This is a genomic window from Terrimicrobium sacchariphilum (genome assembly GCF_001613545.1).
Classification (GTDB): Bacteria; Verrucomicrobiota; Verrucomicrobiia; order Chthoniobacterales; family Terrimicrobiaceae; genus Terrimicrobium; species Terrimicrobium sacchariphilum.
Map to the genome: position 1 here is coordinate 1052202 of NZ_BDCO01000002.1, position 12101 is coordinate 1064302.

Annotated in this window: 8 protein-coding genes and 2 pseudogenes; 6 read left to right on the plus strand and 4 right to left on the minus strand. The window is 63.4% G+C overall.

Features of this window, described 5'->3' with window-relative positions; genetic code table 11:
• The first annotated feature begins 22 nt into the window (after positions 1-22).
• Positions 23-286: a hypothetical protein gene (locus TSACC_RS05335; protein ID WP_075078355.1), complete on the plus strand. Its 264-nt coding sequence runs from the start codon at positions 23-25 to the stop codon at positions 284-286.
• Positions 287-946: 660 nt separating this feature from the next.
• Positions 947-3385, plus strand: a complete 2439-nt coding sequence (locus tag TSACC_RS05340) for a beta strand repeat-containing protein (RefSeq protein WP_075078356.1) — start codon at positions 947-949, stop codon at positions 3383-3385.
• Positions 3386-3694: 309 nt separating this feature from the next.
• On the opposite strand, the gene lpxA is transcribed toward TSACC_RS05340, so the two are convergent.
• Positions 3695-4495 (minus strand): acyl-ACP--UDP-N-acetylglucosamine O-acyltransferase, encoded by an 801-nt coding sequence (gene lpxA / locus TSACC_RS21685; protein ID WP_075078357.1) that lies wholly within the window; start codon positions 4493-4495, stop codon positions 3695-3697.
• Between the two features lie 135 nt (positions 4496-4630).
• Here lpxA and TSACC_RS21690 point away from each other — a divergent pair, with 135 nt between their 5' ends.
• From TSACC_RS21690 to TSACC_RS05365, 4 genes and pseudogenes are all read left to right on the plus strand, one after another.
• Positions 4631-5662, plus strand: coding sequence for a LysR family transcriptional regulator (locus TSACC_RS21690; RefSeq protein ID WP_075078358.1), 1032 nt, complete (start codon positions 4631-4633; stop codon positions 5660-5662).
• A 315-nt stretch (positions 5663-5977) separates the two neighbouring features.
• Positions 5978-6742 (plus strand): PEP-CTERM sorting domain-containing protein, encoded by a 765-nt coding sequence (locus tag TSACC_RS05355; RefSeq protein ID WP_075078359.1) that lies wholly within the window; start codon positions 5978-5980, stop codon positions 6740-6742.
• 637 nt (positions 6743-7379) lie between these two features.
• Positions 7380-7712 (plus strand): annotated as a pseudogene (locus TSACC_RS22350) (histidine kinase); the annotation flags it as partial.
• Positions 7713-8104: 392 nt separating this feature from the next.
• Positions 8105-8608 (plus strand): annotated as a pseudogene (locus TSACC_RS05365) (family 4 glycosyl hydrolase); the annotation flags it as partial.
• Positions 8609-8637: 29 nt separating this feature from the next.
• Here TSACC_RS05365 and TSACC_RS05370 read toward each other — a convergent pair.
• Genes TSACC_RS05370 through TSACC_RS05380 form a run of 3 tightly spaced genes read right to left on the minus strand, consistent with a single transcriptional unit; the run spans position 8638 to position 12098 of the window.
• Entirely contained in the window at positions 8638-9693 is a 1056-nt protein-coding gene (locus tag TSACC_RS05370; protein ID WP_075078362.1) for a hydroxyacid dehydrogenase, read from the minus strand.
• Complete coding sequence (locus TSACC_RS05375) at positions 9690-11492, minus strand: sodium:solute symporter family transporter (RefSeq protein ID WP_075078363.1); 1803 nt, start codon at positions 11490-11492, stop codon at positions 9690-9692. The genes TSACC_RS05370 and TSACC_RS05375 overlap by 4 nt, the downstream gene beginning before the upstream one ends.
• 3 nt (positions 11493-11495) lie before the next feature.
• The gene (locus tag TSACC_RS05380) at positions 11496-12098 is read right to left on the minus strand and encodes a carbohydrate binding domain-containing protein (RefSeq protein ID WP_075078364.1); all 603 of its coding nucleotides are present in this window, start codon (positions 12096-12098) and stop codon (positions 11496-11498) included.
• Positions 12099-12101 lie beyond the last annotated feature (3 nt).

Here is a 12101-nt window from a genome sequence, read left to right on the forward strand (position 1 = left end):
AGATGCAGGGAAATCCGCGGAAGTGAAAGACTACATTTTTAATCAACTGAAAAAGGGTAAGGATCATCTTCGAAACCTGGATATGAATGTCACTCAGGATATTCCAGGAGAAGAGGTGTTGGGAGTTTATCGAAATAACAGTGGAGAGAATATTTCGTTGACGGACGTGGCGTTGCATTCCCCTTCAATCGGTAGAATTGAGTATAAACAGATTGATGATGTTCATTCTGTCGGGGAAGCGACGAAAGTATGTGAGCTCATTTTGGAACTAATGCGGCAACCATAGCAAGGCGGGTGCCAGCTATTTTTGGTAATGGTGCCGGAGGCAGCTTCTTGGAGATGCAGTGGCCGCGTTCTTGCAAGCTTGCCTCGGATTCGCTGGAACATGCCAACACACGGGCCCTCCCTCATCCAGTGTTCGTCCCCGGCAACCTGGGGGTTCCCGTGGCGGGATGTTTCACCGGGGGAACGCCCCGCGAAGCGGGTTAGGCATGCGACTGCTTTCGGCTCTGTCGCTGCGGGGCAGCTTCTCATGGCGGCGGCGAGGAGGCAATACGGGATGATACCTCGGGCGCGCGTTAGGCCGGGCGGTTCGCGCCTGATCTGCGGTGGCAAATGATTCGCCGGGGTTCGTCTCCTGATGGTTTCTGCTCCACCCGGGACCCCCCTTGCTTTTCTGCCAGCGCCCCATGGTCGCTCGTTTTCAGGGCTATGAGTGCGCCGGTCGGGGCGACAGCCCGTATGGCTGGCCCCGTTTCCCCCTCGCCTTCGCCATGCCGTCCACTTTGCCCTGCGACATCGTTCACGATCCGCCGCAGTTCGGGGGCCGCCGCCCCTTGACAGGGCTCCCGACCTTTGCAATGTAGTGCGCGCCATGCAATTGGTTTCGCGTGTCCTGAGGGAGGACGCGTGCCGATCCATTTCAAAACCCCGCCCACGTCCCATAATGTCTGTCCGTCGTTTATCCGTTTTCGCTCCACTTGCCTGCATCGGCCTCGCCCTGTTCGCCGTCGGCTCACCGGCTCGCGCGGGCGGAATCACGACAAACTGGCTGCCCACCGGCCCGGGCGATTTCATGGAGAACGCCAACTGGTCCGACAACGTCCCGCAGATGGAGGGCTACGGAAATACCGGCTTCTTCACCATCAACAACGGCGGCGAGGCGCAGCTCTCCGTCAGCCACGAGGTCGCCAGCGGCCAGCTCGGCCAGACCACCGGGCAATCCGGCATCCTCACCCTCCAGACCGGATCGAATCTCATCCTGAAGCGCAATGACCTGGAGGACGACGCCTACGGCACCATCTATGTCGGCGTGGCGGGGCAGGGCGCGCTGAATCTCACGGGCGGCACCCTCAGCGGGGTGGACCTTCGCGTGGCCAGCGCCTCCGGCGGCACCGGCAGCGTGACCTTCTCCGGCGGCGCGCTGAATCTCTCCGGCGTCCTTTACCTCGGCGACGGCGGCACCGGCACGCTCAACCAGACCGTCGGCGTATCGACTCTCTCCAGCGCCATCATCGGCGCATCCAGCACTGGCTCCGGCAACCTCACAGCCACCGGCGGCCTCCTCGATATTGATTCCCTCACCGTCGGCGGGACAGGGGAGGGAACTCTCTCCGTCGGCGGCACGGCCACCCTCCAGACCGCCTCCGTCGTCGTGGGAAGCAACTCCGGCTCCACCGGCACGGCCACCCTCAGCGGCACCACATGGACAAACTCGGGCAATGTCACGGTGGGCGGGGCCGGGCAGGGCAGGCTCACCATCGAAAATGGCGCCTCCCTCACCGTGAACGGCTTGCTATCCCTCTCCGGCACCTCCGGCGGCAGCGGCGCCCTCGTGCTGGATGCCTCCACTCTCGATGTCGGTCTCTTCCTCACCATCGGCCAGAGCGGCAACGGCACCGCCACCATTTCCAATGGCAGCACGCTTACCGCCGACTCCATCGTCGTCTCCGGCGAGTCCCCCGCGCCCGCCTCCTCCCTCACTGTGACCGACTCCACCATCATCGCCGGGCAGATCGCCGGCATGAGCAATGGCAGCGCCTCCTTTGCCGACTCCACCATCCGCGTCACGGAGGACAATGCCGCCTACTTCCTCGGGCTCAACGAGGTCTCCCTGCTCGGCGCCAGCAATACCTTTGATACCCGGCAGTATCACATCAGCACGAGTACCGCCCTGCTCGGCACCGCCCGCCTCATCAAGACCGGCGCTGGCAGCCTCGCCCTCCTCGGCGCCAGCAGCTACTCGGGAGGCACCTACCTCCAGCAGGGCGAGATCGTGGTAAACAATGCCTCCTCCCTCGGCACCGGCGCTCTTGAGATGGACACCAGCGAACTCCGCTCCACCGCCACCGCCACGCTCGCCGTCACCGAGCTCACCGTGAATGCCGCCCAGGCCGCCACGTTCTCCACCGCCGCCTCCACCACGCTCACGCTCGACCTGGCGTCTCTGGACCTCGGCGACGACGCCACCCTCCGCTTCGGCAGCGCAGGCAATACCGGCACGATCCTCTTCGGGGCCGACACGGTGAACGCCACGCCCGGCGGCACCGGGATTCTCAGCCTGGAATACGGCACCCTCACCGCCACCGACGCCGCCCTCGGCGCCATCGCCTCGCGCGTGAGCAAGGTCTTTGTCAAAGACGGCGCCGTGCTCAACTTCAACGACCAGTCCTCCTCCGTCGACATCGGCATCCTCGAGGGCGACGGTATCCTCACCACCGGCAACAGCGTCCAGACGACCGTCACCGTCCGCTCCGGCCGCTTCGGCGGCCAGCTGGCCACCCCCGGCCAGATCGTGAAGGAAGGCTCCGGCACCCTCACCCTCTCCGGCGCACCGCAGATCTCGGATGGCATCACCGTGAATGCCGGAACCCTCCTCGTGAATGGCGCGGCCAGCAGCGATGTCTTCGTCACCGATGGCACCCTCGGCGGCACCGGCTCAGCCGATGTCATCACCCTCCAGGGCGGCACGATGAATCCCGGCGAGATCGGCGAGGCCGGCACCTTCACCGCCGATTCTCTCGTCTGGGTCGATGGCGACATGGTCTTTGACCTGGGCGCCACCCCTGCCGCCTCCGACCAGCTCATCCTCACCGGCGGCCTCTACGGCCAGGGCACGACCTACAGCTTCCTCTTCAATCTCGCCCCCGGCGCCGTCCTGAATACCACCTACACCCTCATCACGTTCGGCAGCCAGGACATCGCCTTGAACGCCTTCACCATCGCAAATACCGACGGCCTCGACGGCACCTTTGCCTACAACGGCTCCGCCCTCGAGTTCACCCTCACCGCCATCCCCGAGCCCGGCAGCCTGCTGTTGGCGGGAGCGGGATTGGCTGTCATGGCGATCAGTCGGTTCCGAAAGCGTAAGTCCCCAAGCGCTTAAGAAATAGCGGGAAAGGTGTCAGGCGTGTAATATCCGTTTTCGCGAAGCGTGCAGGCTGTGATCCGGTGCTTCACGGACAAAGGCACTGCGATCTGGAGATTTCCTGCGCAGCCCCCCGCCATGGAACATCGCCTCGGATGCCTTCGCCAGTGGAACGCCGCTGCGAAGCGGGTTGGGCATGCGACTGCTTTTGGCCCTGTCGTTTCGCGCCACAGCATCCCACGGCAAGGGCGATGAGGCCATACCGTCGGATGTGCGCTCGGATGGATGGTGTGCCGAGTCGGTCCTCGAGTCGACGGCGGGTGCTCTTCAATGGGTGCCGATCGGTTCCTCGGATTGCGCTGCGCACAGGCCGCGCTTCGTCCGGCGACCGACAAAATCCATGAACATCTTTCCCTCCCGGGTCCAGTCCTCGGACTGACCTGCGTCGATGGCCTGCGTCACGTTTAGCCCGCTCCGGTAGAGCAGCTTGTAGGCTCGCTTTACGTTGGCGCGGTTCTCGGTGCCGATGCCCTTGCGCTTCATCCCGATGGCGTTGATGCCGCACACCCTGTTGATGATTGCTCCGACGGTGAAGGGAGGAATGTCTTTGCTCCAGGCGGTGCCGCCACGGATCATGCACATCGCGCCGATGCGCAGGAACTGGTGAAAGACCGATGCGCCACCGAGAACGATGTCGTCCGCGGCGTCCACGTAACCGGCGAGGAGGCAGTTATTCGCAAAGATGTTGCGGTCTCCGATGGAGACATTGTGGCCGAGATGCACGCCGGCCATCAGCAGGTTGCCATGCCCGACCCGGGTCGATGTTCCTTCCTTCGATCCGCGATGAATGGTGACGTATTCGCGAAACACGTTGTCGTTTCCGATGACGACTCCGCTGGAGATCGAGTCGTTGTGCGCGAGATCCTGGGGGGGCGATCCGATCACCGCGCCGTAACCGATCACATTTCGGTCGCCGATGGTGACTTTGTTGGTCAGGACGGAGTGCGCCTGGATGACGCAGTCGCTGCCGACGGTCACTCCGTCCTCCACGATGGCGTACGGTCCGATTTCAAGATTCTCTCCCAGTCGCGCAGAGGAGCCGACGATCGCCGTAGGATGGATTTTCAAATTCGTGTCTGCGGGATCAATGCCCCGTGGCTTCGCTGGCGGTATATAGTCATCACGCCCAACTAAATCCACCCGATATATTTTGGAAATTATCATTATCTTTTCATCATTCTGATTTTCAGATAGATTCATGGGATGGAACTCCGCCATCTCCGCTACTTTGTGAGCGTCGCCGAGGAGTTGAGCTTTCTCGGGGCGGCCCGGCGGATGAACGTCTCGCAGCCTCCGCTCAGCCAGGCGATCAAAGAGCTGGAGGAGGAACTGGGCGCCCGCCTGTTTAACCGGACGAGCCGCAAGGTGGAATTGACTGACGCCGGGCTGTTTCTGCTTTCCCGGGCGCGGAGCATCCTGGCGCAGATCAGTCGCACCGGAGTGGAGCTTCAGCTGCTCCAGCAGAAGAAAGAGGTCCTGCGCATCGGTTTTGTTCGGCCCATTTCGATTCTCCCGCCTTCGATGAAGGCGTTTCGATCGAAATTCCCGGACGTTCATTTGACCCTCGTCCCTTCGTCGAACAGGAACTCCCGCGATTTTCTTACCAATGACGAGGCCGATGCAAATATCGGCGCCTACCTCCCTCCCGACGCCCAGATCGACTCCGTACTGTGGGCGGAGATGACCCTGCAGGCCATCGTACCCGATTCCCACCCCCTGGCCGGTCGCGCGGAGGTGACGATGAAGGACCTGGCCGATTATCCGCTCCTCCTGCCCGGATTGTCGAACCCGACGCACATGGGCCGCGAGATTCTGCAATTCTGCCGCCAGTCGCGCTTTTTTGATCCGGCGACGACCGTTCATTGCGACGACCTCGATGTTCTCCTGGCGATGGTGGAATCCGAGGCGGGTATCGGCATCGTGCATGGACTTCACTTGAATCGCGCCCCGGGAGAGCACTCGCCCAAGAAACCGGGCCCCTGGGTGCCGATCCTCATCAGCGGCAAGACACCTCCGCTCCAGGTCGGCGTCATGTGGCGGAAGGATCGTGTCAGCCCGGCGCTTTCCGGATTGCTCGAGGAATTGGAATCCCGGCTCGGCGAGGTGGTCAGGGCCTGGGATGCCCAGCCGGGCCTCTCGCCCTTTCGCCGGGCGATCTCCTGGCATCCGATCCGGGCGAGGCAGAGGAGAACCCGGCATTCCCGGGGCGGGAGCGACGTCCGCGAGACGGGTTAGGCCTGTCGTGTTTCATTGCGGCGTTTCCTCGCGGAACGGAGGAGGTAAGACATCACGGAGGGCGGCGGGCCGGATTTGTGGGGCGCTGTATTTTTGCCGTCGTGCGGCCCGATGACTATGGCCGGTCGCTGCTCCGGTTATGCGCTCCCAAGCGGCGGTCGATCCCATGAATGCGGCAGAAATTCCATGAATCCGGCGGGCCAATAAATACCAGGAATCACCCGCTCCTGGGGGTTGACTCTGCTCGCGGGCAGGAATATCTGGCGACTCGATTTAACCAAGAAATCCCAATTAACCAAAATCGAAATATTAGATATGAATCGATTCTCTGTTGTCCTTAGGAAGCATGGCGCAGGCGTCGCACTGAAGGCGGTGCTTTGCCTCGTTGCGGCCGTGACGGCATTGATTGGCTCGGCACCATCGGCGCAGAGTGCGGATGCATTGATCAACCTCCAGTTTGGCGGCAGCGACGCCACGGCCTACACCGGCGCAGCGGTGATCGGGAGCGAGGGGGACTTTTGGAACCTGAAGACCGGAGGCAGCAAGACGAATACAAGCCTGCTAAGCTCCACCGGCGCAAACACGGGTGTCACGGTTTCCTTTACGTCGCAGTATTTTGGCGCGGTGTCTCCGGATCAACCGGGCAGCTTCGGTTTCTATGGTACCTCATATGCGGACCTGATGCAGGGTTATATATATGCCTTCGATGGTACGCCTCGCAGCATCAGTTTTTCCGGTCTCGCGGCGAGTTCCTCCTACAGTGTCTACGTCTATACCCAGGGTGACTCCGGTGCGACCGACCGGCAGCTGACCATTACAACGAACGGAACGACGTACACCGCGCTGCCGAGCGTGGCGACGGAGAGTACCTTCGTGGCCAGCCAGAACTATCTTGCCCTTACCGGCATCTCGGATGCGCAGGGCGTGCTCACGCTCACGTACAACTTTGCCGCAGGTGAGGCGAATATCAACGCCGTCCAGGTTAATGGCCCGGTCGCCGTGCCGGAACCCTCCACCTGCCTGCTGCTGGGGGTCTCTGCCATCGCGGGGATCGGCCTCTTGCGCCGCCGCCGGAGCTGATACCGGATACTCTCCTCATCAAAGGGCGCTGGCTTGAGAAAGTCAGCGCCCTTTGTGTTTTGTCGTCGCGGTGCGAGCGAGCGGGTGGGTCGGCTCGCCAGAGACGGGCAGGCCGGCTCCGGCACCGGGTCTCGATGACGGGGAAACAGGCGGGAGCCGAGACACGGAAACCGGCATGATATTCGGGACGAGGCCGACGGAATATTTCGTGGGCGGTGAGCATCTGGGGGCTTTTTTCCTGACCCGCGATGGGTATGGTGTCGGCGTGAAGCTCGGTGTATCGTTCGACCCGGACCGTCGCGATGGCCTTTTCTGGAGGCTGCAGGTTTTTGGCTGGGGCTTGACGCTGATCATCTCGGTGGCGATGACCAGCTACCTTTCGCTGGAGGACGGACTCGTCCTCTCGCTCTTCCGGACGGCGTTTGGCGTCGGGGTATCGACGTATCTCCTGCGCCCTTTGTACCGGGGCCTGCGCGCTTCCGGGCCGGTTATCACGCCCGTGCGGTTGTTCACGATCGTGGCGATCTGTCTGGCGCTGGGAGTGGCCGATACGATCACGACGCTGGCGCTGGCCGACGTGCTGGGGGTGAGTCGGGTGATGGATGCGCTGCGCGAGGTCTTTAGCGTGAGCCTCCTCATGCGGGCGGCGTTGTATGCGTTTTGGAGCATCCTGTACTTTGGCATCCTTTCGCTGCTCGATGCCCGGCAGGAGCAACTGCGCGCTATCCGCACGGAGGCCGCCCTCCGCGCGGGAGAGCTGCAGTTGCTGCGCTCGCAGGTGAAGCTGCATTTTCTCTTCGATTCCATTTCCTCCGTGCTGGCCGCCTCGGATGACCCTCCGGCCGTGCGACGGCTCACGCTGGCGCTTACGGATTATCTGCGCTTTGCGCTGCAGCGGCGCGCGGATTTTGAGCCGCTCGGCGTGGAGCTGGCGGCACTGGAGAGTTACCTGCGGGTGGAAAAGGCGCGGCTCGAGGAGGCGCTCGAGTATATGGTGGAGGTCGATCCCGGTGCGGGCGACGTGCTGGTGCCGGTATCGCTCATCCCGCCATTGCTGGAGAATGCCGTCCGTTACGGCCTGCTCGCCCCGATGCGCCCGCTGCGAGTGGAGATCGGCGCGGTGGTCGAGGGCGATACGCTCGTCCTTTCCGTGGTGAACTCCGGCTATTGGGTGGAACCTGCGGAGAGCACTTCCCCGGGGTCCAGCCTCGCGAATCTCCGTCGCCGTCTCGAGCTGCTCTATGGTGATCGTGCCTCCCTCACGCTCACGCCGGGCGAGACGAGCGTGGCCGCGCGCATCTCTCTACCCGTCGTCCCGCCGTCGACGACCGCCGTACCAGCTGGCTCGGTCACTTCAAGGAGCGGCTCGCGGAGTGGACATCGGGCGGGGACGATGCCGTGCCGCGCATCCCCTCCGACGAATCTCTCGCGCCCATCCTCGCCGCCATTCTCGCCGGGGTGCCCACCATCCAGCCGGTGGCAGTAGCCAATACAGGTCAGGTGACCGGGCTTCCCACCGGGTCGGTCGTGGAAACCCTGGCCAGCTTTTCCCACAACATCCTCGCTCCGCACTCCTCGGGGCCGCTGCCGGAGTCCATCCGCGCGCTGGTGGAGAAGCATTGCCTCATCCAGGATCTCACGGTGGCCGCCGCGCTCACCGGCGATCGCGAGAAGGCCCTCCAGGCCATGGTCGCCGACCCGCTGAACAGCCTCCTCGATTTCCGCGACATCTCGCACCTGCTCGATGATCTCCTCGAGGCAAACCGCGAACTGCTCCCGCAGTTCTTCGACGAGGCATCCTGTCCCGCCTCTCTGCTTGAGGGCAAGGTCGATCGGGACGTCGTTTTATCTGTCCATGCTGCCTGACAACAGGTCCGCTCCGTTCTGGAGCGGGCCTAGGTGGATCGGTCGAAGGTCTCGAGCGTGATACGGGCGTGGACGGGTTCGCCTGCGAGATAACGTTGGATGTTGGATAGCGCGAACTCTCCGCACCGGGGATGCTCGTCCGACGTGGGTCCGCCGATGTGCGGCGAGAGAATGGCGGAGTTGACGGAAAACATCTCCGTCCTGCTCGTCACCGGCTCCTCGTGCACGACATCGAGCGCGACGCGCAGGCGACCGGACGCGGCCTCCTGTTTCAGCGCGGCTTCGTCCACGGTCAGGCCGCGGCCCACGTTGACAAAGACGGCATCATCCGGCAGGGAGGCCAGCAGATTGCGGGTGACGGAGAGCTGCGTGTGCGGGGTGAGAGCCTCACACTCAAATAGGATCTCGCTCTGCGCAAAAAGCTCTCCTAGCGAGGGCAGCGGCGTCGCGCCGTGGGCGAGAATGCACTCGGGAGGAACGCCATCGGAATACACCGCCACGTCGACCCGGAAGGGATGAAGCAGATCCAGCAGGGCGCGGGCAATACGGCCAAATCCATGAATGCCCACCCGTCTGCCGTACAGCGATTTGGTTCTTAATACGAGGGCCGGATTTGCGCGGAGCGGGCCGTAGTCCCGGATGTAGGAGTGCCAGTCGGAGACATTGCGCAATGCGGCAAGGGCGAGCAGCAGCGCCTGTTCGGCGACTTGTTCGCACACCGCGCTGCCCCAGTTGCTGACGAGCCCGCCTTGCTCGATGAACCAGCGCGGCACCACATTGCGCACGGACCCGGCCAGATGGCAGACATAGCGAGGCAGCGGTTGCCCGGCGGCTGGCTCGGGCAGGAGGGGGGTGGACCAGCAGGCGATGATGATGGTCGGTTGAAAGCGGCGCAATACGCGGGGCCACGGCTCGGTGGTATCCAGCGGATCGTACCACTCCACGGCGACCTCGCCCATCGCGTCGGGATCGAGGCCGGGAAGGAAAAGCTCCTGCTCGCGACGGCTGATGGCAAAGAGCAGCCGCTCCGTGCGACAGGCGGTCGCCGAGGCGGGGGACGGCTGGCTTTGGTCGAGGGTTTTCACGGAGTTTCAACCAAGGGTTCGGATTCGACCGCCGCGGCGGACTGCTTTGCGCGGGTGGAGCGGCGGCTTGTGAAAATAAGCAGTCCGCCGACGCCGGCGATAAAGGCCGCGCAGAATGCCACGGCGATCCGCCCCTCCAATGTATTGGGAACCAGCAGGAGCAGCGCCATGAGCCCTCCCCAGACGACCGCCATGCGGCCGATGCGGAAGGATTGACGCGAGATTTCCGCCGGAGAACACGTTTCCTTCTCGGACAAGGGCCGCCGCATCGTGGCAAAGAATGCGTCGACCTGCTCGCGTCGTGCGGGAGAATGACGGCTGCCCGGCAGGAACCCCGAGCCGAGATACCAGAGCGAGCCCAGGGAGAAGCTGATGAGCGCCACCAGCGCGTAGGAATGCGTGCGGATGTACTCCAGCCAGGGCGTGAAGCCCAATGTCGCCGCCAGCGACTGTACGCCGTGGATGTTGGGCAGCAGCCCGAGCAGAGTGCTGATCGCGAGGCAGAAAATCACCGTCGTCCACGCGGCCCAGTCCGGCGAGCGTCGCGTGATCAGGCACCACAGCGTTGGCACGGCGGTGGGGATGCCGAGCATCACGCTGGCATTGAGCATGAGCTGCAGCACGCCTACGTCTTTCCACGTGCTGTAGAGCAGGGCCAGCGAGATGATGAGCAGGCCGCAGACGATCGTGGCCGCCCGGCCCGCCACGACGAGTTCCCGCTCCCCGGCCTGCGGACGCAGGATCGGCAGGTAAAACGAGCGCACGAAGATTCCCGAGTTGCGGTTGAGCCCGTGATCCATCGAGGACATGGTGGCCGAGATCATTCCCGTGACCATCAGGCCGAGAAGGCCTGCGGGAAGGAAGCGATGCGCTATGGCCACATAGGCTCCCTCGGCAGGCTGCGAGAGTCCCGGCATGAGCGCCGCCATGTCCATGCCCAGCGCCCGTGCCGCCATGGGTGGGACGAACCAGATCAGCGACCCGATGGCAAACAAGCCCGCCGCCAGGAGCGACGCCCGCCTCGCATCGCGGCCATTGCGAGCGGAGAGGTAGCGCGTTGCGCCGAGCAGATTGTTCCCGGCGGAAAGGCGTTCCAGCAAAGTCGCGACCACCCAGAGAATCCCCATGCCGCTGGCCTGCGAGGCCGTGAAATCGAGATGCGTGGCGGGCAGTTTCTCGATGAGTCCGGAGAAACCGCCGACCGCCATCAGCGAATGCGCGAAGACCACCAGCGTGATACCGAGCAGCATCAGGGCCTGGAGAAAGTCCCCCGTCGCCACGGCCCATGAGCCTCCCAGCGTCGTGGCGATGAGCACGACCAGCCCCGCGCCGATGATGACGAGCTTCAGGTCAAATCCAAAGGCTGGCGCGCAGAAGATGGCGAGTCCGTAAAGTGTAATGGCTGATCCGATGACCTGGAGCGGAAGCGTCATCCAGGTGAAGAACTGCTCGTTGATCCGCCCGAGCCGCGCTCGCACCGCCTCCATCACCACCACGACCCGCATCTGGCGGCACGGCTCGGCCAGCCAAATGGCATTCAGGACAAAGGAGAGCGTATTCCCGAGGTACATGACCAGTACGATCGCGCCGTATTGGTAGGCCAGGCCGGCTGCCCCCGTGAACGTCCACGCGCTGAAGGACGCCATGAACGCCGAGGCCCCGACCAGCCACCAGGCCATCTCGCCTCCGCCGCGGAAGTATTCGCTGCTGTTGCGGGCAAAGCGGCGGGAAAGCCACCCCACGCCGAGCAGCAGGACGAAGTACAGCGCGACGACGGCGTAATCGTAGATGGTCAGCATGGATCAGCGGATGCGCTCGATGATAAAGTCGTCGATGAAGAACTCACCCGTGCCGCGCCACAGAAACACCGCCGGACGCATGGCCGTCGTGTCCTCGGGGATGACGAATTCGGCCTCCACCTTGGTCCACTTGGTGGGAAGCGGCGCGGTGGCGAAATCCTTGGGGGCATCCTGGGGAGAGAGGAAGAGGGATTGGCCCTGCCAGTCGATGGTCACGATCCCGACCGAGTCGCGACCGTTCATCATGTCCATCCTCAGCAGCATGCCGGACTGGTTGTTCTGCCCCTCGAAGTTCTTCCCCGCCTTGACCCATAGGGACACCTTGAACTTTTCACCGGGCTCCACCGGGATCGGCGTGCCTTTGGGCGAGATGGAGATCCGCCCATTATCCTCCGAGGCCAGCCGGGCGCAGGCCTTGCCGGCGTGCGGAGAATCCTTCACCACCTCAAACGTGCAGTGCCGGTCGAGGCTGTCGTTGGGGATGTACGGAGCGTTCCAGCCCGTGGTGTCTTCCTCGAAACCCGGATCGCGTACGATATTCTGGGCGAAGAGGGTGGAGGCGGTGAGGGAGAGTGCTCCGGCGAGGAACAGGGGAAGGTGTTTCATAAG

Coding starts and splice junctions, on each gene's coding strand:
- TSACC_RS05340 (WP_075078356.1), top strand. CDS start 947: ATGTCTGTCCGTCGTTTATCCGTTTTCGCTCCACTTGCCTGCATCGGC.
- TSACC_RS21690 (WP_075078358.1), top strand. CDS start 4,631: ATGGAACTCCGCCATCTCCGCTACTTTGTGAGCGTCGCCGAGGAGTTG.
- TSACC_RS05355 (WP_075078359.1), top strand. CDS start 5,978: ATGAATCGATTCTCTGTTGTCCTTAGGAAGCATGGCGCAGGCGTCGCA.
- TSACC_RS05375 (WP_075078363.1), bottom strand. CDS start 11,492: ATGCTGACCATCTACGATTACGCCGTCGTCGCGCTGTACTTCGTCCTG.
- TSACC_RS05380 (WP_075078364.1), bottom strand. CDS start 12,098: ATGAAACACCTTCCCCTGTTCCTCGCCGGAGCACTCTCCCTCACCGCC.